Below are 20,916 nucleotides of genomic sequence, written 5' to 3' on the forward strand. Positions count from 1 at the left end.
AATTGGAAGGCTTTTACTTTATAATAGAATGGGATATTATTTCCCTTCCATTTTATCTTTAAGAGCTTGCAATGTGTCATTAGCGTCACCAAGTGTTGGTTTTGCTTCAGCAGCAGCATTATTAGCAGCAGCTTTTACATTGGCAGCTTCTTCTTCTCTAAAGATAGCCGTATGCGATGCAACTACACGTTTAAACTCTTTGTTAAATTCAATGATTTTGAATTCTGCTTCTTCACCTTTCTTAAGTTTCTTACCGTCTTCTTTTTCCATATGACGAGAAGGAACAAAAGCTACAATATCTTCATTAAAATCAATAGTAGCACCTTTGTCAACTATTTCAGTTAATTCAGCTTTATGTACAGTACCTACAGCGAATTCTTTTTCATATTTATCCCAAGGATTGTCAGTTGTTTGTTTGTGACCTAAACTTAATTTACGTCCTTCAACGTCTAATTCTAGAACCACAACGTCTAACTTATCACCTACGTTACAAAACTCACTTGGATGCTTAATTTTCTTCGTCCAAGATAAATCTGAAATATAGATTAATCCATCAATACCTTCTTCTAACTCTACGAATACACCAAAGTTAGTGAAGTTACGTACAGTTCCAGTATGTTTAGAACCTACAGGATATTTTTTAGTAATATCTGTCCATGGATCTGGCGTTAATTGCTTAATACCAAGTGACATTTTACGATCTTCTCTATCTAAAGTTAAGATTTGAGCTTCAACTTCATCTCCAACAGAAACGAAATCTTGTGCTGATCGTAAGTGTGTTGACCATGACATTTCAGAAACGTGAATTAATCCCTCAACACCATCAACAACTTCAATAAATGCACCGTAGTCTGCAATAACAACTACTTTACCTTTTACTTTGTCACCAACTTTTACGTCTTCGCCTAATGCATCCCATGGATGTTTAGATAATTGCTTAAGACCTAATTGGATTCTTGATTTATCTTCATCAAAATCAAGGATAACTACGTTTAATTTTTGATCTAACTCAACAATCTCATTTGGATGGTTAATACGTGACCAAGAAAGATCGGTAATATGGATAAGACCATCAACACCACCAAGGTCAATAAACACACCATAAGAAGTAATGTTTTTAACAATACCTTCTAATACTTGTCCTTTTTCTAACTGACCAATAATTTCTTTCTTTTGCTCTTCAATATCCGCTTCAATAAGCGCTTTATGAGAAACAACAACGTTTTTAAATTCGTGGTTGATTTTAACCACTTTGAATTCCATTGTTTTATTTACGTACTGATCGTAATCGCGAATTGGCTTAACATCAATTTGAGAACCTGGTAAGAATGCTTCAATTCCAAAAACATCTACAATCATACCTCCTTTAGTTCTACACTTAACAAAACCGTTAACGATTTCTCCAGTATCATGCGCAGCATTAACACGATCCCATGCTTTGATAACACGAGCCTTTCTGTGTGATAATACTAGCTGACCTGTAGCGTCTTCACGAACATCAATTAATACTTCTACTTTGTCTCCAACTTTTAAGTTAGGATTGTAACGGAATTCGTTTAATGAAATAACACCTTCAGACTTAGCATTGATGTCAATTATGGCATCACGATCTGTAATGTGAATAACTTCACCTTCAACAACTTCATCATCTAAAGTGTCAACGAAATTTTCTGCTACTAATTTTTCAAATTCTTTTAATTGAGAATCTTCAACTTCATCAATACCTTCTTGGTAATTGTGCCAATTAAAATCTTTTAAGAATTTTTCGGGATTTTTTTGAGCTTCAGATACCTCTGGAGCTTCAACTGTTTGAATTTCAGTTTCAGTTGTTTCAACTGCTTGTGCTTCAGTTGCTTCAACTTCCGCTTGTTTTGCTTTTTCAGCCATGTGCTGATAATAATTTGTATTCTGTTATGTTTTGGAAAATTTAAGCAATTAACACACAGAAGTGTTATGTTTTATTTAGTTTTTCCTTTTCAATTTCCAACGCATTGCTAAAAAGGAGTGCAAAAATACTACTTTTTACTTAATAAAACAATAGCTTAATTACTGAAAATTAATTATTTATTCTAAATCCTTTAAAGTCTTAAGTGTAAGTTGCAACACTTTTTGAAATTGTTCATCTAAAGTCATGTCTGAATTATCAATTTCAATAGCATCATTTGCCTTGATTAAAGGGGAATCAGCACGATGCGAATCAATGTAATCGCGCTCTTGAATGTTTTTTAAAACAGCCTGGTAGTCCACATTATCACCTCTATCTATCAATTCGTTGTAACGTCTTTGCGCTCGTTTTTCGGCTGAAGCAGTCATAAATATTTTCAATTCTGCATTCGGAAACACTACCGTTCCTATATCGCGACCATCCATAACAACCCCTTTCTCCTCTCCCATCTTTTGTTGTTGTTTTACCAACATACTTCTCACCTCTGACACTGCAGCTACTTGACTTACAAAATTTGAAACTTCTAATGTTCTTATCTTCTTTTCAACGTTGATACTATTTAAATAAACATCAGCAATTTGCGTATCCTGGTTTAAGGCAAAAGAAATTTCAATAGTATTTAAATTCAAAATCAACCCTTTAACATCAAAGTTATCCTCATTAATATATCCTTCTTCCATTGCAAACAACGTTACTGCACGATACATAGCTCCAGAGTCCACATATATGTAACCCAAAAACCTCGCAAGTTCTTTTGCTACAGTACTTTTACCTGTTGATGAAAAACCGTCAATTGCAATGGTAATTTTTCGCATTTATCTCAAATCTATTTGCATTCCAAAAAAATTAGCGTTGGATGCACTCGTATAACGTGCATGGGTAAAGCTAAATCTAAATTTATTAAGTTTTAATCCAATACCTGCAGAAATTCCTGAAAAATTTCTTTGGTCAACTATTCGTAACTCCTCACCTCTTCTAAAATTATAACCCAGTCTAATATTAAAAGCTCCAGCTGGAAAAATTTCTGCACCCAGAATTGTATGACGTAATACATTTCCAAAAAAACCAACTTCCTCCTGTGTTTGATTACCTTCCAAGTCAGTTTCTGCTCTTGCCGGATTACCAACACCTATAGGCCATTGTTGAAGATTCTCAAAAGTCAAGTGCCATCTTAACGGTACATTTTCTAGTGTTTGAGACATACCAAAAGCAATTTCAAGTGGTAATGGTTCATTTTGACCAGCATATGTTGTGATTTGCATTCCCAAATTTCTAACAACTAGTGTTGCTTGAAATTCAATATCTTCATCAACATACATTAATGCAGCATCAATAGCGCCACCAAATGATGAATACTGCTCCAGCTTTGAAGTTATCAATTTTACAGTACCTCCAAGATAAAAATCAGAATAACCAATTTGTCTGGAATGTCCAAATGATAAGGATGCTTCGCTTCCGCTGAAAGTCCCGGTTGAATTCCCTAATTCATCATAACCGTCAAAACTTCCGTAATTAATGTAAGAAATTCCACCAAAAAATGTTAACACACGTCTATCCCAAGTGTAACCATATGCAGCCGTTCCGTAGCTAATTCCTCCTAAATAACTAGAATAATTGACAGCCAATTGATTATCCATTTCTACATTTATGGCAGACGGATTGGTCAATGCTTGGGACACATCATAATCAATGTTGGTAAACACTTTTCCTCCTAATGCAGCTTGCCTTGGAGATGCAATTAAGTTTAAAAACTGGTAGGTTGATTCACCACCAAGTTGCGCACTCGTGTATGTGCTTATTAGTAAGCAAAATAAGGTGGTAATTCTTTTCAACATAAACGCTGCAAAGTAACTAAATCTATATTAAAACGAATGCAAGAATAATTTATTTTTGGAGTAAGAAAAAACCTCGAAAAATATCCGAGGTTTTATATTCATTTATATTATAATTTCTTGGCGTTTTTAACCTTTTGATTTGTCAATGCCAATTTAATTACATCGCTCATGTCAGTAACATAATGAAAGGTTAAGCCTTTTAAATATTCAGGTTTAATTTCTTCTATATCACGCCTATTATCCTCACATAGCAAGATTTCTTTTATTCTAGCGCGTTTAGCGGCTAGTATTTTTTCTTTAATACCACCAACAGGTAATACTTTTCCTCTTAATGTTATTTCACCAGTCATAGCGATACTTTTCTTTACTTTTCGTTGTGTAAATAGAGATACTAAAGACGTTAACATGGTAATACCTGCACTAGGACCATCTTTTGGTGTCGCTCCTTCTGGAACGTGAATGTGTACATTATATTTATCAAAAATATCTGAATCAATACCTAGTTCATCTGCATTGGATTTTATGAACTCCATAGCAATGGTTGCCGATTCCTTCATAACTTTACCCAAGTTTCCAGTAATATTTAAATTACCCTTTCCTTTGGATAATATAGACTCAATAAATAAAATATCACCTCCTACTCTTGTCCAGGCTAATCCTGTGACAACACCAGCCACATTATTGTTTTCATATTTGTCACGCTCTAGTTTTGGACCACCAAGCACTTCAATTATATCAGCATTAGTTACTTTTATGTTGTAATCTTCTTCCATGGCAATATTTTTCGCTGCATGCCTCACCATCTTGGCAAGCTGCTTTTCCAAACCACGAACTCCTGATTCACGTGTATAACCTTCCACAATTTTTTCCAATTGTGGTTTTGCAATTTTAAGGTGTTTTTCAGTCAAACCATGTTCCTTTAACTGCTTTGGTAGTAAATGACGCTTGGCAATCTCAACCTTTTCTTCAATAGTATAACCCGTGACATTAATAATCTCCATTCTATCTCTTAACGCAGGCTGAATGGTAGATAAACTATTGGAAGTTGCTATAAACATAACTTTAGATAAGTCATAGCCCATTTCCAAGAAATTATCATAAAACTCACTATTTTGTTCTGGATCTAAAACCTCTAACATTGCTGAAGATGGATCACCTTGATGTGAATTTGACAATTTATCAATTTCATCCAATACAAATACTGGGTTTGAAGTTCCAGCTTTTTTTAAATTTTGCAAAATACGTCCTGGCATGGCACCAATGTAGGTTTTACGATGTCCTCGTATTTCAGCTTCATCACGTAAACCACCCAAAGACATGCGCACATACTCTCTACCCAAGGCTTCAGCAATTGACTTTCCTAAAGATGTCTTACCAACTCCTGGAGGTCCATATAGACATAAAATAGGCGATTTCATATCATTACGCAGTTTAATAACTGCTAAATGTTCAATAATTCTACGTTTCACATCATCCAATCCGTAATGATCACGATCGAGAATTCGTTTTGCACGTTTTAAATCAAATTTATCCTTACTGTACTTATGCCATGGTAGATCTAAAAATAAGTCTAAATAATTTCTTTGAATCGAGTATTCTGCAACTTGTGGATTCATACGTTGCATTTTGGCCAATTCTTTTTCAAAATGTTTACCAACTTTCTCTGGCCATTTTTTCTTTTTGGCTCGTTTCTTCATTTCCTCCAACTCTTCGTCATGACTCACACCACCCAATTCTTCTTGGATAGTTTTCATTTGTTGATGTAAGAAATACTCACGTTGTTGCTGGTTCATATCACTTTGAACCTTTAACTGTATATCGTTTTTTAGCTCTAATTTCTGGAACTCAATGTTCATATATCTCAACGTTTCCATCGCACGTTCTTTCAAATCATTTATCTCTAATAACTGTTGTTTTTCAGTTACTGAAAGATTCATGTTTGAAGACACAAAATTGATTAAAAACGAATCACTTTGTATATTCTTTATGGCAAATGATGCTTCACTAGGAATATTTGGACTATCCTTGATTATCTGCAGCGATAATTCCTTGATAGAATCGATAATGGCATTAAACTCTTTATTTTTTTCAGCAGGTCTGGCTTCGGGTACTTCACTTATTGTAGCCTTTAAATAAGGTTCTTCTGAAACAACATCGTTGATTTGAAAACGCTTTTTACCTTGTATAATAACAGTCGTGTTACCATCTGGCATTTTAAGCACTTTTAAAATACGCGCTACAGTACCTGTTTTGTAAATATCTTTTCCTGTTGGATCCTCAACAGATTCGTCTTTTTGTGAAACAACACCAACAACCTTACTGCCGTTGTTTGCATCCTTTATGAGTTTGATAGATTTATCACGACCAGCAGTTATAGGGATTACAACTCCAGGAAATAATACCGTATTCCTCAAAGATAGTATTGGTAAAGAATTTGGTAAGTCTTCTTTTCTGATTTCTTCTTCATCTTCAGGAGTCATTAAAGGAATTAACTCCGAATTTTCATCAAAATCTTGTAATGACAAACTGTCAAGGCTTAAAAAATTAGATTTCTTCATAGTTCTATTTAGGTCATTCTGTCATTAATGTACGTAATAACAAAATTTCTATTGTATTTTTATTAATTATCAATATAGCTATAAGTTTGATTCTCAATAATTTAAACTAAAAACAATTCAAATAGCCACTCTATTAGTTCAATTAATGTGCCATGACTTAAAACTTTTTTATCGAAAAGTGTAACAATTAAATAAATATATAATCTTTATAATAACAATTTGAATTTTTGACACTAACCACCAAAAATATCGAAGAACTCGTTGAGTTGTGTAAAGCTGGCAACCAATCCGCGCAATTGGAAGTTTACAACCGATACTATAAAGCTATGTACAACACAGCTTTAAGGATTGTAAAAGACAGTTTTGAGGCTGAAGATATCATGCAAGATTCATTCTTGTCTGCATTTACAAAACTTGACAGCTTACACGATACAGTGACTTTTGGTTCATGGTTAAAACGAATTGTTGTTAATAACAGTATTTATCATTTTAATAAAAATAGTAAATACCAAAACGTTCCTTATGAAAATGTGATGTATAAAGTTGAAGATGATAATCAGGGAATAGAATCTGAATTATCAACCTCCAACGAAAAAGCGAAATTAGTATTAAGTACTATGAGCCAATTAAAAGACAATTACCGTGTTGCCTTAACATTACATTTAATAGAGGGTTTTGATTATGAGGAGATTAGTTCATTTATGAAGATATCCTATGCTAATTGTAGAACAACAATTTCTAGAGCAAAAGAAAGCTTGAGACAAAAATTACAACCTATGGTTAACAATTAATTGTAGCATTATGAGTGATAATTTAGAAAACATATTTAAAAAGCTGAATGACAATTTTGATATTGAAGAACCAGCTGCTGACCATAAACAAAGGTTTGCATCAAAATTGAACAATCAAAACTATGTAATTCGTATAAATGATAAACCTAGCTTTAATTGGAAGCCTCTCGTTGGGATTGCCGCATCAATAGTTCTCATTATAGTGTTAGTCCTTGGCAACAGTCATGAAGTTAATGCCAAAGGCCTGGCAAGTGTTTCACCAGAAATGGCAAAAACACAAGATTTCTTTACATCAACTATTTCTGTTGAGTTAAAAAAATTAGAGAATGCCAAAAACCCACAAACCAAATTGTTGATTCAGGATGCACTAAACCAATTAAAACGATTAGAAATTGAATATGAATCCCTTATCAATGATTTATCGCAAAGTGGTAATGATCAACGTGTGATTTATGCCATGATATCAAATTTTCAAAACCGAATAGAAGTATTACAAAATACTATAAAGCAAATTGAAATTGTAGAACAATTAAAAAACAGCAACAATGAAAACAACAATACTATCTAAAACCCTTTTTCTCCTTTTACTGATACCTTCCGTTATCTTGGCATCAACAAATCCAAATAGTGTTGCCAAACACAAAAAGGAAAAAACTATTAAAAAGTCATTTAATGTCAATGCCAATGCTGAATTAAAAATAGATAATAGTTACGGCAATCTAGATATAGTTACTTGGAATGAAAATCGTATTGAGATTGAAGTTACTATTACAGTTGAAGGCAGCAATGAAGATAAGGTTTTAAAGAAATTAGACGAAATTACTGTTGATTTTGAATCTAGCTCTAATATGGTTTCTGCAAAAACTATATTTAATAAAAATAAATCAAAATCTTGGTGGAATTGGAATAGCGGAAACAACTCAAGTATGAGTGTTAACTATGTTATAAAAATGCCCATGACAAATTCCGTAGATTTAGATAATGATTATGGAAGTATCCATTTAGATAAATTAGAAGGTCGTGCTAAAATTAGCTGTGATTATGGAAAAATTACTACCAAGGAACTAATGGGCACAAACAATGTTTTAAACTTTGATTACACTCAGAATTGCTATTTTGAATTTATAAATGGTGGAACTATTGATGCTGATTACAGTGGTTTTACCGTAGCCAAAGCAAAAAACATAACCCTTTCAGCTGATTATACCAAATCTGTTTTTGAGATAGCTGAAGACATTACTTATGACTGCGATTATGGTTCACTTAAAGCTGATAAAGCGAATAGCGTAACTGGAAATGGTGATTACCTAACTGTTGTATTAGGTGACATTTATAAGAACGTCACTATTGATGCTGACTATGGATCCATTAAAATAAAACGCATGACTGCAAATGCAGGAAACATCACTATTAATTCTGATTACGTTGGCATTAACATTGGCTATGACAGCGGTTATAATTTCAATTTTGATATCAATCTAGATTATGCTTCATTGCGAGATGCTGATGGCTTTGAGTTTAACAAAAGACGCGAAGAATCAAGCGGTAAATATTATTCAGGTTATCACGGCTCGCAAAACTCCGGTAACCTAGTAAAAATTAATTCAGACTACGGAAGTGTGACTTTCAACAAAAACTAATAACAATCAAAAAACTTAAACCATGAAAAACAAAATTTTATTTACGGTATTCCTATTGAGCGCCATTTCGTTTAGTTGTGCCCAATCTTGGAAGAAAGTATCTGGAAACGGCAACGTAACAACTATTAATCGAACAACCAGTGATTATGATGCTATTAGTTGTGCTGGTTCTTTTGACTATATATTGGTATCTGGAACCGAAGGCCAATTAAAAATTGAAGGCGAGGAGAATTTATTAAAGCACGTTATTACTGAAGTTAAAAACGGAAAACTTGTGGTAAAAACTGAAAGAGGTATTAATCTTAAAACGAGCATGGGCAAAACCATAACTGTTACAATTCCGTTTAGGGATATAAATGCCGTATCCCTCTCTGGCTCCGGTGATTTATGGACAGAAGATACCATATCGACCACAAGTTTAGATGTTTCACTTGCTGGATCAGGTGATATGAAATTAGATATCAAAGCAACCTCTGTTGAAAGCAGTATAGCTGGTTCTGGCGATATTGATTTAAAAGGTAAGACAACTAATTTGGAGGTCAGTATTGCCGGATCAGGAGACTACAGTGGATTTGGTCTCGAAGCGGATAACACTGAAGTATCTATTTCTGGGTCTGGTAATGCTGAAGTGGTTAGTAATTTAAGTCTTAAAGCACGAGTGTCTGGTTCTGGAGACATAGAATACAAAGGTAATCCTGATAAAGAAGATACTAAAGTATCGGGTTCAGGAAGTGTGAGTAGTCGATAATAATGAGATTATATGAAATAAAAAAAGCCACTTTATGAGTGGCTTTTTAATTTTTTTACACCAAAAAAGAAATTAATAATAATAGTATTCAGTTGTAAAAGTGTTTTCTTCAGCTGTGCCTTCGTTTTCGACAGTTGTTGATGTTAATGGATAATCATCTGAATTATAAGTGTAGGTAATGTTTTGATTATCTGGATAAGAAGAACCACCTGTATCAAGTTTAGTTAATAGGTTATTAGATCCTGTACGTTCAGAAAACAATCCAATAATCTCACGAGCATAAACATTCTTTCCATATGAATTTTTATTGTCATAGGTATTGACATAATAACCTGGACCATTTGTATGATATTGAGTAACTAAATTACCATTCCCATCAAATGTCAATATATATATTTCCTCTCCTCCTTCTGTTAAAGTAATCGTTCCATCACTATTATGCTCATATGTGTCTACCTGCGTATTTGTAGAAAAATAAATGGTTTCAGATATCAATCGATTATTGGAGTCATATTCAAAAATGGAGTAACTAGTTTCAGGATTACCTCCTGAATCAGTAGTATTTTCATCTATTCTAACCAATAAATCGTTCTCATAAGTATAGTCATAGACTTCCATCTCGCTTGGCGATCCCACATAATTATATGTAATTTCCCATTTAACCAATCTATTTCCAGTAAAAGTGAAATTTTGAATAACTGTAGAGCCATCACCATAAGTTTCTATTATCTGTCTAGGCAAAAGTCCATTGTTGGAGCTGCTACAATCCAATCCATCAATAATAGCCTGTAATTCACCATTGGCATCACCACAAAATGAAATCTCTGCTTGAAGAGCAGCTTCATATGCATTACACAAAGCCGAATTGGAAGTGTCAGCATTATACGCAGCTTCTGCTGATTGTGTAGTTGCTTGAGCCGATTCACAATCATCAGGCGGATTACCTGTACAATCTAAACTATCTATAATAGCTTGTATAGTTCCAGAAGTGTCGCCACATAAGCTTTGAAATTCCTGTAAAGCTGTTATGTAATCGTTACATACAGTACTATAATTAGGGTTTGAACTGGAAATTTGATTAAAATTAGTGGTAGCAGTCGCCAAATTATTGGTAGCATCTGCACAGTTCGTAGCATTTCCATTGTTGTCCCCTCCTCCATTTTCTGTACCATCACTAAACTCACCTTCTAAAGGTTCATTATCACAAGATGTTATTGAAAACATGACAAACGCCATGATGAAAATGGAAACAAATTTTATATTCTTCATATCTAGATTAATTAATTAAAGCAAACATATTAATTTTTTAAAAATTCATTTTTACTATCCTTTGGAACTCTGAATAACAATAAAATGCCAACCAAAAAGAAAAGAAACAAAAACAAAATAGCATTACGCATACTTCCTGTTATTTGATCAATAGTACCATAAATTATCATCCCAATAACAATACCTACTTTTTCTGCAACATCGTAAAAACTGAAAAAGGATGTAGTATCATCTGTTTCAGGTAAAAACTTTGAATATGTAGATCGTGCCAATGATTGAATGCCTCCCATGACTAACCCTACCAAACTGGCAGCTATATAAAACTGCATGGGTGTTTTCATAAAATAGGCGTAAAAACATAGAGCCATCCAGATAAAGTTAACCGCTATAAGTGTTTTTATATTTCCAAATTTTGCAGATGCTCGTGAGGTTAATATAGCACCCACAATAGCTACTAATTGAATAACTAAAATACTAACGATTAATCCCATGGTTTTTTCACCATCGGTGCCCCAAGAAATCTCTTCTTCACCAAAGTAAACAGCTACCAGCATTATGGTTTGAACCGCCATACTGAATACAAAAAAAGCATATAGATAGCGTTTTAATCTTAAGTTTTGCTTTAGCTGCTTCCAAACTTGACGCAATTCTCTAAAACCATCAAATATAATTGCTCTCGTAACTTTGTGACCTGATGAGGAGCCTTTTGGCAAAATATAAAATGTGTACTGACTAAATAATATCCACCATAAGCCAACTGTGATAAATGCAATTTTCATAGCTTCAAACTTGGCTGTATTCAATTCTTCTTCAGTAGTACCAATATCAAAACCAAACCATTCAGGCTTCATAACCATTGCCAAATTGATTATTAGCAAAAGAACACTTCCCAAATATCCCAGACTAAAACCCTTGGCACTAATAGCGTCTTGTTGTTCCTTGAATGCAATATCTGGCAGATACGAATTATAAAACACCAAACTACCCCAATAGCCTATTAAACCCATAAAGTAAAATAGAAGGCTCAAATAAATACGACCAGGTTCTATACTAAACCAATACAAGCCAATGCAGCCCAAACCTCCAACATAACAAAAGAATTTCATAAAATTCTTTTTATTACCTACATAATCAGCTATGCCTGATAGAATTGGTGATGTGAAAGCAACTACCAAAAATGTAAAAGCAGTTACGAAAGTTATCAAAGCGGTGCTTTTGAACTCGAATCCAAATGCCATAACTGTTTTACTATCACCAGAAAATAAAGCTGAATAAAAAATAGGAAATATTGAAGATGCTATAGTTAATGTATAAACCGAGTTTGCCCAATCATAAAACGCCCAAGCATTGAGTAATTTTTTACTTCCTTTTTGTAATTCTGCCATAAAAAAAGCTGCTCTTTTTTGAGCAGCTTCTAAAGTAAACAAATATTTTTAAAATCTAGTATTTTCCAAGTGGCCTAAAAGAGTTGACGCCAAATTTTCGGGCTTCGGCTTTAGCTTGAGGTGCTAATGCTGATAAGTTTTGAATTCTACTTTCATTGGCAGGGTGCGTACTTAACATTTCTGGTGGAGCTTGTCCATTACTCATCGCTTCCATACGTTTCCATAATTCAGCAGCTTCATCTGGATTATAACCAGCTATAGCCATTAAATACACACCTATTTTGTCTGCTTCAGTTTCATGTGCGCGACTAAAAGGCAACACACCTCCTACTGTGGTACCTATTCCATAAGCTTGATTGTATAGTGCAATGTTTTCAGAATCTTGCAAAGCCACATTCAAACCAATAGCTCCAGCTTGCTGTAACAATCCAGCGCTCATTCGCTGTTGCCCATGATTAGCCAATGCATGTGCGACTTCATGACCCATAATTGCAGCAACACCAGTTTCGCTTTCAGCAACAGGCAAAATACCTGTATAAAAAGCAATTTTTCCTCCTGGCATGCACCAAGCATTTACAGTTTCTGATTCAATTAAGTTATATTCCCATTTATAGTCTTTCAAATAACCTTCGTAACCATTAGCATTTAAATAGCGTTCTGCAGCTATAGCTATACGCTGTCCCACTCTTTTTATCATTTCAGATTGAGCCGTTCCTTTTATTACTTTATTTTCTGCCAAAACTTGATTGTATTGCTGAAAAGACGTAGGGAACAACTGATCATTGGAAACAAAAGCCATAGTTTGTTTTCCTGTAAAAGGGTTTGTTGCACAAGATAAAAACAGTGCAGTTACAACTAGTGTGATAATAATATTTTTAGATTTCATTGAGTTAATGGTTTTTATGTAATTCAAATTTACAATTATTTGTAATTTAGATTAACACATTTAATTTATATTTTATTTCATTTAAGATTTAAATAGTCATTTGTGTTTAAGACACATAAAACATAATTAGTCACATACAGGAATTCAAAAAACAATATGTAATTAATATACGGTTGAAACTATTAATTAGGACTTTGTAATCATTTACTAATCGTTTCGACTTAATACAAAAATTGAATGTTATGAAGAAAATATTCCTGATAGCAATAACGACGGTATTTTTTAGTTGTAATTCATCAGCTCAAAAAAAAGAAGCCAAAGAAGAATTTCCTATTTCAAAAACAGAAGCCGAATGGCGTAGCGAATTAACCCCTGAAGAATATTACGTTTTGCGTGAATCAGGTACAGAACGATCCTTTTCAAGTCCATTGAACAAAAATTATGAAAAAGGCACATATGTTTGTGCTGCATGCCAAACACCTTTATTTAAAAGTGAACATAAGTTTGATTCTGGTACAGGCTGGCCAAGTTTTGATAGAGAAATTCAAGGTAATGTTGCCTACACCAAAGAGGGTTCTTCAGAGTTTTATGGTATTGAAGAACATTGCGCTACCTGCGGTGGACATTTAGGTCATGTGTTTAATGATGGCCCTAGAGATACAACCGGAAAAAGGCACTGCATTAATGGAGTTGCATTGGATTTTGTTCCCAGTGAAAAATAACAGTTGCTAATTATGTGATAAAATGTATTTATAAAATTGCATTATTTCATAAACTATCTCTACGTATATTTATAATATGGAAGGAGCCTATATTGCCGGTACTGTTAAACAGTTTAAATATTACAAGTCTTTAGGTGATAAAACCATTTCACAACTCTCTTTTAGTGAACTTCAGTGGTCACCTAATGTTGAGTCCAACAGCATTGCAATTATGGTCAAGCATATTGTAGGAAATATGTTAAGTAGATGGACTCATTTTTTGACTGAAGATGGTGAAAAAACTTGGAGAAACCGTGATGATGAATTTGTAGATTCCTATAATTCAAAAGATGAACTTCTAGAAGCATGGCATAATGGTTGGGATTGTCTTTTTGAAGCAATCATGCCTTTAAATGAAATAGATTTAGAAAAAATAATATTTATACGAAATCAAGGTCACACTGTTACCGAAGCCATTAACAGGCAATTGGCACACTACTCCTATCATGTGGGACAAATAGTGTTTTTAGGAAAACTCATTAAAGGTTCCCAATGGCAATCATTGTCGATTCCTAAAGGAAAATCGACAAACTATAACCAAGAAAAATTTAGTAAACCAAAAGGCAAACGTCATTTTACAGACGATTTATAACTTTATTGATTGATTTTTAAGCCTATCTTTCAAAATAGATTTCACCTCATCTGCGCTTGGATCAACCGCTAAAATTTTTCCTGAACCATCAATCAAGAACATGCCGCCTCCACCATTCATAACATTGTACTTTTCCCAAATTTTATTTCTTTTGTCCAATTCAATTAAACTTTTCCAAGGCCATTGTTCTTTAGCCATAAATTTCTTGTAAGCATTCAGATTTTTGTTCTCTCCAGCCACACCAACGATTTCAAATCCTTTATCTTTATATTCATCATAAACAGGTCGCATTAATCTGGATCGTGCAATACAAGGCCCACACCAAGTAGCCCATAAATCTAATAGCACGATATCATTTTTATCTACAAAAGACTTGAGTTCATAAGAAACATCGTTTATGTCTGGCGCATTAAAGTTTATATATTGTCCTCCAGGTTGCAATTCAGTAAATCCAATCCACAAATTTTCGGCTAAAGCAGAATAAGTATGATTCGGGTACTTGTTCTTTAGTTCATTTAAAGCCGTGATAATTTTTTCCTTTGGAGCAGGATTATATTCCAAACTCATGATATCGTCAATTAACAATGAATAAGAAACAATTGATGGGTTTTTACTAATGAAGGCATACTTTTTATCCCAATAGGCGTTTTGAATCACATTAACTTGTGAATCTATTTGTTTTCCAAAATCACTTCTATGCAGATTATTAGCTTTAAGGTCGTCCATACTTTTGTATAAAACAACTTTTTCCTCTTGCATTTCTGCTATTTGTAATTTATTTACAAGGTCATTATAGGCTGACGAATTTACGGTATTATAAGGAATACTGTCAAATATTTTATAAAACTCATTCAATTCAGTCATATATGGTATTGAAATCTCTTTTTGATAATTATCATACATGATATTTGATTTGCCACCAGTAATTTCAGTATTTCGATAAGCATCCATACTATACAATGTCATAATAATGGTATCCTTTTCAGGAAAAAACCTAATTGGCATCCAACCGCCATTATCAAACTCATCTTTAAATATCAGGTCGTAGGCTTGGATAGTGTCTGTTTTAAACTCAAAATTAAACTCCCAATTAACTATAGGAATGCTAGCCAAGGTTTCGCTCCGAGCGTCACCAATAGACTTGACCAACAACAATGTATCACTATCCCTTCCTATGACACAACCTTTCAAAATAGTTTTATCTAACTTGGGTGTTTGTTCTCTATCAACTTTTTTACAAGAAAAAACAATGAAAGTCAGTATTGAAAATAAAAAAACAAGACGCTTCATTTTCTAAATTTTATTTAAACATAACTTAAAAGTAAGGGTTTTCGTATAGTATAATTTTAAAAATGATAAATATTTATTATTCAATTACGATTTCGTAAATTCGTAGCTTCAAAAAACGATTAAAAATAGACGAATGAGTAAATACGATATTATTGTTCTTGGAAGTGGTCCTGGAGGCTACGTGACTGCCATACGCGCATCACAATTAGGTTTTAAAACAGCTGTTGTAGAGAAAGAGAGTTTAGGCGGTGTCTGTCTGAATTGGGGTTGTATTCCTACTAAAGCCCTTTTAAAATCGGCTCAAGTATTTGAGTATTTAAAACATGCTGAAGATTATGGCTTATCTGTAAAAGATGCTGACAAGGATTTTGATGCTGTTGTAAAGCGTAGTCGTGGCGTTGCAGATGGTATGAGCAATGGTGTTAAGTTTTTAATGAAAAAGAACAAAATTGATGTCATTGAAGGTTTTGGAAAACTAAAAACTGGAAAGAAAATTGATGTTGATGGAAAGGAATATAGTGCCGACCATATTATTATAGCTACTGGAGCACGTTCTCGTGAATTACCTAGCTTACCACAAGATGGTAAAAAAGTAATTGGCTATAGAGAAGCCATGACGCTACCTAAACAACCTAAAAAAATGATTGTTGTGGGATCTGGTGCCATTGGTGTTGAGTTTGCTTACTTCTATAACTCTATGGGTACCGAAGTAACTATTGTAGAATTCTTACCCAACGTTGTTCCTGTTGAGGATGAAGATGTATCTAAACAATTAGAGCGCTCTTTCAAGAAAAGCGGCATCAAAATCATGACGTCATCTGAAGTAACCAAAGTAGATACTTCTGGTAGTGGTGTAAAAGCCACTGTTAAGACAAAAAAAGGTGAAGAAACACTTGAAGCAGATATTATTTTATCGGCAGTTGGTATTAAATCAAATATCGAAAATATTGGTTTAGAAGATGTTGGTATTGCTGTAGATCGTGATAAAATTTTAGTAAACGATTATTACCAAACCAATATCCCTGGTTATTATGCTATTGGTGATGTAACACCTGGTCAAGCTTTAGCACATGTGGCTTCTGCTGAAGGTATCTTATGTGTTGAAAAAATTGCTGGACAACATGTTGAAGCATTAGATTATGGAAATATTCCTGGTTGTACCTATTGCTCACCGGAAATTGCTTCAGTTGGTTTAACTGAAAAACAAGCTAAAGAACAAGGTTTAGATATAAAAGTTGGTAAATTCCCGTTCTCTGCATCTGGAAAAGCTAGTGCTGGAGGAAATAAAGATGGATTTGTAAAAGTTATATTCGATGCCAAGTATGGTGAATGGTTAGGTTGCCACATGATTGGTGCTGGTGTTACTGATATGATTGCCGAAGCTGTTTTAGGAAGAAAACTTGAAACAACTGGTCATGAGGTGCTTAAAGCAGTTCACCCTCACCCTACTATGAGTGAAGCGGTTATGGAAGCTGTAGCAGATGCCTATGGTGAAGTTATTCACTTATAAAAGAAAGATACATATTTGTAATATAAAAGTGGTTCAAGATAGTTGAGCCACTTTTTTTATAATCTAAAACCTAACCCTATAAATAAACCATTAGGTGTGACCTCTTCAAAACCTAATGTATATTTCATATGCACATCTAAAGCTTTTGTGAATTGATAAGCAACACTTAAGTCGGCTCGGACTTTAAACTTATTTGAGAAGAAATCGAAAAAATAATTCAGACTAGGTCCAATTAAAATATAAAACCTATTAGCTGCTTGATAATTTAAATAAATAGGTGCATTGATAAACCTAAAATCATTGAGACCAATATATAATACTTCGGGCTGAATTGACAAGTTATTCTCAATAGGTACATCCACAAACACACCTCCATAATATCCAGCTTTAACTTCAATATTATCACCAAAATTTGCTTCTTGTACTTTTATAAACGTAAGGTTTAAACCACCTTTTATTCCAAAATCTGTCGTTGATTGTGAATAACTGAAATGACAAAAACACACACTTATTAATAGCAAATAAACAAATGATTTCATAATCGAATCAAATTACTTTTTTATTAAAGTAATGTTTTATTTTAAAAAATGATGATTTAAAATAAAAAAAGAGCCTAGTTTAGGCTCTTTTTATTTAATAACATCCATAAGATATCGCCATATCATAACATCTTCATTCAGATAGTTATTTTCCTTTTTTCTTTGATTTATTTGGTAGTTTCTTATCTTTTTCTTCGATAATAGATTTATAAAATTTAAATGATGATTTATGGTCTTTTAAAACTTTAATGCTTAAAACTAGTAACATTATTAAAACGGCTATCAATAAAAAAATAATAACGATTTTAATAATTGTATTTACAGCCATAAATGCTTTAAAGATTGGTTATAATTTTTAGACACCCAACAATCTTCAAAGTCACATTTTAATCGATAATTTCAATCTTTTTATTACTTATATATTTAATTGGGTAAACCACTTTTGCATCATTAAAAACAACTACCATACTTATGTTATCAATAGCATCAATAACACCTTCTTTATCATCCAGCACTATTTTTTGTCCCACCGAAAAATTACGCTTCGAATAAAAGCCTAACAACAATCTATATACTATATCGCGTGATCCAAAACCAAATGCTATTGTAAAAGAAGCCAGAATGGCTCCAAGAATTAAAAATAGATTATTCGTTATGATGTCCGTATTAAAACCTGCCTGATTTAAAGCCATTATTGACACCATTACCACCAAAATTAGAAAAAGAATATTACTAATTACTTTAGAGCCATTAATATCAATAGCTTTCAATAAGGTACGTAGCGTCTTTTTTAAATAATTGGCTCCATATATTCCTAGTACAAAAATTAATAATGCACTAAAGAATTTTGGTAAATAATGAATAAGCTTACCTACTTCATTAGATATTAAATTAAAGTTTAATATTTCGGCACCTACTATGATAAAAATTAATATTAAAAACCATTTAACAAAAACGAGTATGATTTTTTCTGGATCAATTTTGAAATCAGCATTCAAAAATGATATGCTATTTAACTTTTCTGTCAAAAAACTAATTCTCGTAAACTTCAGCGATTTTTTTACTATAAACAGTAAGAGTTTTAATAAGAGCCATGCTAGAACTACAAACAGTACTCCAAAAATTATTTTTGGTAAAAACTCATAGGTATTTCTCAATAATTCATCTAAAAGATTAAAATTTAAATCGGTTTTCATGGTATACTAATTTAGTTGGAAATTACTTTTTGTTTTTTCTAGAAAGGTTAAAAATATCATTTATCGCTTCAGGGTATTTAATGGTAAGTAAATCCGTAACATCAAGGGCCAATTTAACCACATTGATGTCATCCATTACCTTTTCCTTAATAATGTCTGGCAGTTTTTCGCTGTTTATTACTTTTTTAAACGGATTTTCCATAATCAAATGTTTTCATAAACTTTAACCAGTCTATTTTTAGCTCTACTCAATCGCATTTTTACAGCGCTCTTCCCCAAGTCTAAAACTTCTTGAATATCTTCAATACTCATTTCGTCTTGGTATTTCATAAATAAAATAGATTTATCATTTGGATCAATTAACTCAAGAGCTTTGGTTAACTTTTCCGAATCCATATTACTTATTATTTCATCATTAATTTTATTTTGTACCGCATTCAGGTAATCTTGTTCCGTTTCGCTATCAGTATATATAAATTTACTTTTGCGCTTGTTCAAATCACGTTGTACATAATTTACACAGTGATTGTATGTAAAGGAATAAAGCCAGGTAGAAAATTTAGATTTATGTCCAAAAGTTTTAATCTTTATAAAAAGTTTGACAAAGATATCATGTGTTAAATCTTGAGCCTCTTCCTTGTTCTGCACAAAACTTATGCACTTATTATAGACCAAATGAGCATACCTGTCATATATAATTGAAAATAACTCTGAACTTTTAGTTTTTACTATAAGTTCTACAAGTTTTTCGTCGGAAATTGAGTTGTCTATTTTTAAATCTTCCAATTATGAAAATTATAATCATTCATTTAGACACAAAACATAAAATAAAGTCACAGGTATGTATTAATAGTTATGTCCTTATACTAAATTAATGATTTGACACGAAATTGAATTTTGTAGAAATGAATTAACCAAGAAAACTTTGAATGGCCAATTCGTAGCTTTGTAAACCAAAGCCAACAATTACACCTTTGGTATGTGGTGCTACATAAGATTGATGCCGAAATTCTTCTCTATCAAAAGTATTGGATATATGCACCTCAACAACAGGTGTTTGAATTGCAGCTACGGCATCGCCAATTCCTACTGAAGTATGTGTATAAGCCGCAGCATTTAAGATAATGCCATCATATTCAAAGCCAACTTCATGTAACTTATCAATTAGTTCACCTTCAATATTAGACTGAAAATGACTAATAGATACGTTTTTATATTTGTTTTTAACTTCGTCTAAAAACTCTGTGAAAGATAAACTACCATAAATTTCAGGTTCGCGCTTACCCAATAGGTTTAAATTTGGACCATTTATAATCATGAGTTTCTTCATAAAGTAAAGGTATAAAAAAAACCGAAGCATAAACTTCGGCTTGATGAATTATATACATTCCATTATTAGTTAAGATTAACCATAAAGCCTAGGTTAAAGGCTGAATAGTAGAAATAATCATCACTTATTCCAATATAATTGATATTCAGCTGCATCTTATCATTTAAATTGAAGCCTACCATAGGTCTCCAATAAAAACCACCAGTATAATAATCTCTGTTAAAGCCATCTTTGGCGCTGGAAACTGATAAGGCATAACCTACATCAGCACCAAAAACAAGGCGACTATTTAAGTTAAAACGTGCTGCTGCAGCTAATGGTACGTATTGGTAGTCTGGTGTTTCAAAATTTATTGGTCCAAAAAAGAAGTCTTCACCAAAGGCTTGACCATAACCCGTTGCGAAACCCAAATTGAAGGCAGAATTGACTTCAAATAAATAATTAGCATCAATATTAAAAGCAAAAGAATAATCATATCCTTCATAATTCTCGTAAGGAAAGCCTATACTCACACCTAAATTCAATCCAGATTGAGCATACGTACTTAAACTTAATAATAATGCGGCTACTATTGTAATAACATGTTTTTTCATGATTTTTCAATTTTAATTAAAAAAAAAGAGTAAACACAAAATTTGATT

The 20,916-nt window shown here is 32.9% G+C and carries 21 protein-coding genes; 7 read left to right on the forward strand and 14 right to left on the reverse strand.

Features of this window, described 5'->3' with window-relative positions; all coding sequences use genetic code 11:
* Positions 1–36: 36 nt before the first annotated feature.
* The 4 genes from rpsA to lon form a co-directional block, all read right to left on the reverse strand.
* Complete coding sequence (rpsA, locus tag C1S72_RS11785; RefSeq protein ID WP_104735930.1) at positions 37–1,887, reverse strand: 30S ribosomal protein S1; 1,851 nt, start codon at positions 1,885–1,887, stop codon at positions 37–39.
* Between the two features lie 177 nt (positions 1,888–2,064).
* Positions 2,065–2,760, reverse strand: coding sequence for a (d)CMP kinase (gene cmk, locus C1S72_RS11790; protein ID WP_104735931.1), 696 nt, complete (start codon positions 2,758–2,760; stop codon positions 2,065–2,067).
* On the reverse strand, positions 2,761–3,780 hold the full coding sequence (gene porQ / locus C1S72_RS11795) for a type IX secretion system protein PorQ (protein WP_104735932.1): 1,020 nt from the start codon (positions 3,778–3,780) through the stop codon (positions 2,761–2,763).
* 107 nt (positions 3,781–3,887) lie between these two features.
* Positions 3,888–6,338, reverse strand: coding sequence for an endopeptidase La (lon, locus tag C1S72_RS11800; protein ID WP_104735933.1), 2,451 nt, complete (start codon positions 6,336–6,338; stop codon positions 3,888–3,890).
* A 227-nt stretch (positions 6,339–6,565) separates the two neighbouring features.
* Here lon and C1S72_RS11805 point away from each other — a divergent pair, with 227 nt between their 5' ends.
* The 4 genes from C1S72_RS11805 to C1S72_RS11820 are packed head-to-tail and all read left to right on the forward strand — an operon-like array spanning position 6,566 to position 9,517.
* Positions 6,566–7,129 carry an RNA polymerase sigma factor gene (locus tag C1S72_RS11805; protein WP_104735934.1) on the forward strand — a complete coding sequence of 188 codons (564 nt, stop codon included), beginning with the start codon at positions 6,566–6,568 and terminating at the stop codon, positions 7,127–7,129.
* Positions 7,130–7,139: 10 nt separating this feature from the next.
* Positions 7,140–7,697, forward strand: a complete 558-nt coding sequence (locus C1S72_RS11810) for a hypothetical protein (RefSeq protein ID WP_230401642.1) — start codon at positions 7,140–7,142, stop codon at positions 7,695–7,697.
* The gene (locus C1S72_RS11815; RefSeq protein WP_104735936.1) at positions 7,675–8,769 is read left to right on the forward strand and encodes a hypothetical protein; all 1,095 of its coding nucleotides are present in this window, start codon (positions 7,675–7,677) and stop codon (positions 8,767–8,769) included. The genes C1S72_RS11810 and C1S72_RS11815 overlap by 23 nt, the downstream gene beginning before the upstream one ends.
* A 22-nt stretch (positions 8,770–8,791) precedes the next feature.
* Positions 8,792–9,517, forward strand: coding sequence for a head GIN domain-containing protein (locus C1S72_RS11820; RefSeq protein WP_104735937.1), 726 nt, complete (start codon positions 8,792–8,794; stop codon positions 9,515–9,517).
* A gap of 72 nt (positions 9,518–9,589) precedes the next feature.
* Here C1S72_RS11820 and C1S72_RS11825 read toward each other — a convergent pair whose 3' ends face one another.
* Genes C1S72_RS11825 through C1S72_RS11835 form a run of 3 tightly spaced genes read right to left on the reverse strand, consistent with a single transcriptional unit; the run spans position 9,590 to position 13,057 of the window.
* On the reverse strand, positions 9,590–10,786 hold the full coding sequence (locus C1S72_RS11825; protein WP_162919980.1) for a hypothetical protein: 1,197 nt from the start codon (positions 10,784–10,786) through the stop codon (positions 9,590–9,592).
* A gap of 29 nt (positions 10,787–10,815) precedes the next feature.
* Positions 10,816–12,171: an MFS transporter gene (locus C1S72_RS11830; protein WP_104736148.1), complete on the reverse strand. Its 1,356-nt coding sequence runs from the start codon at positions 12,169–12,171 to the stop codon at positions 10,816–10,818.
* Between the two features lie 55 nt (positions 12,172–12,226).
* The gene (locus tag C1S72_RS11835) at positions 12,227–13,057 is read right to left on the reverse strand and encodes a M48 family metallopeptidase (protein WP_104735939.1); all 831 of its coding nucleotides are present in this window, start codon (positions 13,055–13,057) and stop codon (positions 12,227–12,229) included.
* A 242-nt stretch (positions 13,058–13,299) separates the two neighbouring features.
* On the opposite strand from C1S72_RS11835, the gene msrB reads away from it, so the two are divergent.
* The gene (gene msrB / locus C1S72_RS11840) at positions 13,300–13,779 is read left to right on the forward strand and encodes a peptide-methionine (R)-S-oxide reductase MsrB (protein ID WP_104735940.1); all 480 of its coding nucleotides are present in this window, start codon (positions 13,300–13,302) and stop codon (positions 13,777–13,779) included.
* Between the two features lie 76 nt (positions 13,780–13,855).
* Positions 13,856–14,410, forward strand: a complete 555-nt coding sequence (locus C1S72_RS11845; protein ID WP_104735941.1) for a DUF1572 family protein — start codon at positions 13,856–13,858, stop codon at positions 14,408–14,410.
* On the opposite strand, the gene C1S72_RS11850 is transcribed toward C1S72_RS11845, so the two are convergent.
* Positions 14,405–15,700, reverse strand: coding sequence for a TlpA family protein disulfide reductase (locus C1S72_RS11850; protein ID WP_104735942.1), 1,296 nt, complete (start codon positions 15,698–15,700; stop codon positions 14,405–14,407). The genes C1S72_RS11845 and C1S72_RS11850 overlap by 6 nt on opposite strands.
* 133 nt (positions 15,701–15,833) lie before the next feature.
* Between C1S72_RS11850 and lpdA the strand changes: the two genes are divergently transcribed.
* Positions 15,834–17,210 carry a dihydrolipoyl dehydrogenase gene (lpdA, locus tag C1S72_RS11855; protein ID WP_104735943.1) on the forward strand — a complete coding sequence of 459 codons (1,377 nt, stop codon included), beginning with the start codon at positions 15,834–15,836 and terminating at the stop codon, positions 17,208–17,210.
* Positions 17,211–17,266: 56 nt separating this feature from the next.
* Here lpdA and C1S72_RS11860 read toward each other — a convergent pair whose 3' ends face one another.
* The 6 genes from C1S72_RS11860 to C1S72_RS11890 form a co-directional block, all read right to left on the reverse strand.
* Entirely contained in the window at positions 17,267–17,749 is a 483-nt protein-coding gene (locus tag C1S72_RS11860) for an outer membrane beta-barrel protein (RefSeq protein WP_104735944.1), read from the reverse strand.
* Positions 17,750–18,135: 386 nt separating this feature from the next.
* The gene (locus C1S72_RS11870; protein WP_104735946.1) at positions 18,136–18,945 is read right to left on the reverse strand and encodes a mechanosensitive ion channel family protein; all 810 of its coding nucleotides are present in this window, start codon (positions 18,943–18,945) and stop codon (positions 18,136–18,138) included.
* 22 nt (positions 18,946–18,967) lie between these two features.
* Positions 18,968–19,147, reverse strand: coding sequence for a hypothetical protein (locus C1S72_RS11875; RefSeq protein WP_104735947.1), 180 nt, complete (start codon positions 19,145–19,147; stop codon positions 18,968–18,970).
* 2 nt (positions 19,148–19,149) lie between these two features.
* The gene (locus C1S72_RS11880; protein ID WP_104735948.1) at positions 19,150–19,731 is read right to left on the reverse strand and encodes an RNA polymerase sigma factor; all 582 of its coding nucleotides are present in this window, start codon (positions 19,729–19,731) and stop codon (positions 19,150–19,152) included.
* Positions 19,732–19,855: 124 nt separating this feature from the next.
* Positions 19,856–20,275 carry a type II 3-dehydroquinate dehydratase gene (aroQ, locus tag C1S72_RS11885; RefSeq protein WP_104735949.1) on the reverse strand — a complete coding sequence of 140 codons (420 nt, stop codon included), beginning with the start codon at positions 20,273–20,275 and terminating at the stop codon, positions 19,856–19,858.
* Between the two features lie 65 nt (positions 20,276–20,340).
* Positions 20,341–20,868 carry an outer membrane beta-barrel protein gene (locus C1S72_RS11890; protein ID WP_104735950.1) on the reverse strand — a complete coding sequence of 176 codons (528 nt, stop codon included), beginning with the start codon at positions 20,866–20,868 and terminating at the stop codon, positions 20,341–20,343.
* Positions 20,869–20,916 lie beyond the last annotated feature (48 nt).

Origin of the sequence: Hanstruepera ponticola, assembly GCF_002940745.1 — a bacterium.
Lineage (GTDB): Bacteria > Bacteroidota > Bacteroidia > Flavobacteriales > Flavobacteriaceae > Hanstruepera > Hanstruepera ponticola.

What these genes read in the sequence shown, in the direction of transcription:
- rpsA (WP_104735930.1), bottom strand. Translation starts at nt 1,887, where the DNA reads ATGGCTGAAAAAGCAAAACAAGCGGAAGTTGAAGCAACTGAAGCACAA.
- cmk (WP_104735931.1), bottom strand. Translation starts at nt 2,760, where the DNA reads ATGCGAAAAATTACCATTGCAATTGACGGTTTTTCATCAACAGGTAAA.
- porQ (WP_104735932.1), bottom strand. Translation starts at nt 3,780, where the DNA reads ATGTTGAAAAGAATTACCACCTTATTTTGCTTACTAATAAGCACATAC.
- lon (WP_104735933.1), bottom strand. Translation starts at nt 6,338, where the DNA reads ATGAAGAAATCTAATTTTTTAAGCCTTGACAGTTTGTCATTACAAGAT.
- C1S72_RS11810 (WP_230401642.1), top strand. Translation starts at nt 7,140, where the DNA reads ATGAGTGATAATTTAGAAAACATATTTAAAAAGCTGAATGACAATTTT.
- C1S72_RS11815 (WP_104735936.1), top strand. Translation starts at nt 7,675, where the DNA reads ATGAAAACAACAATACTATCTAAAACCCTTTTTCTCCTTTTACTGATA.
- C1S72_RS11820 (WP_104735937.1), top strand. Translation starts at nt 8,792, where the DNA reads ATGAAAAACAAAATTTTATTTACGGTATTCCTATTGAGCGCCATTTCG.
- C1S72_RS11825 (WP_162919980.1), bottom strand. Translation starts at nt 10,786, where the DNA reads ATGAAGAATATAAAATTTGTTTCCATTTTCATCATGGCGTTTGTCATG.
- C1S72_RS11830 (WP_104736148.1), bottom strand. Translation starts at nt 12,171, where the DNA reads ATGGCAGAATTACAAAAAGGAAGTAAAAAATTACTCAATGCTTGGGCG.
- C1S72_RS11835 (WP_104735939.1), bottom strand. Translation starts at nt 13,057, where the DNA reads ATGAAATCTAAAAATATTATTATCACACTAGTTGTAACTGCACTGTTT.
- msrB (WP_104735940.1), top strand. Translation starts at nt 13,300, where the DNA reads ATGAAGAAAATATTCCTGATAGCAATAACGACGGTATTTTTTAGTTGT.
- C1S72_RS11845 (WP_104735941.1), top strand. Translation starts at nt 13,856, where the DNA reads ATGGAAGGAGCCTATATTGCCGGTACTGTTAAACAGTTTAAATATTAC.
- C1S72_RS11850 (WP_104735942.1), bottom strand. Translation starts at nt 15,700, where the DNA reads ATGAAGCGTCTTGTTTTTTTATTTTCAATACTGACTTTCATTGTTTTT.
- lpdA (WP_104735943.1), top strand. Translation starts at nt 15,834, where the DNA reads ATGAGTAAATACGATATTATTGTTCTTGGAAGTGGTCCTGGAGGCTAC.
- C1S72_RS11860 (WP_104735944.1), bottom strand. Translation starts at nt 17,749, where the DNA reads ATGAAATCATTTGTTTATTTGCTATTAATAAGTGTGTGTTTTTGTCAT.
- C1S72_RS11870 (WP_104735946.1), bottom strand. Translation starts at nt 18,945, where the DNA reads ATGAAAACCGATTTAAATTTTAATCTTTTAGATGAATTATTGAGAAAT.
- C1S72_RS11875 (WP_104735947.1), bottom strand. Translation starts at nt 19,147, where the DNA reads ATGGAAAATCCGTTTAAAAAAGTAATAAACAGCGAAAAACTGCCAGAC.
- aroQ (WP_104735949.1), bottom strand. Translation starts at nt 20,275, where the DNA reads ATGAAGAAACTCATGATTATAAATGGTCCAAATTTAAACCTATTGGGT.
- C1S72_RS11890 (WP_104735950.1), bottom strand. Translation starts at nt 20,868, where the DNA reads ATGAAAAAACATGTTATTACAATAGTAGCCGCATTATTATTAAGTTTA.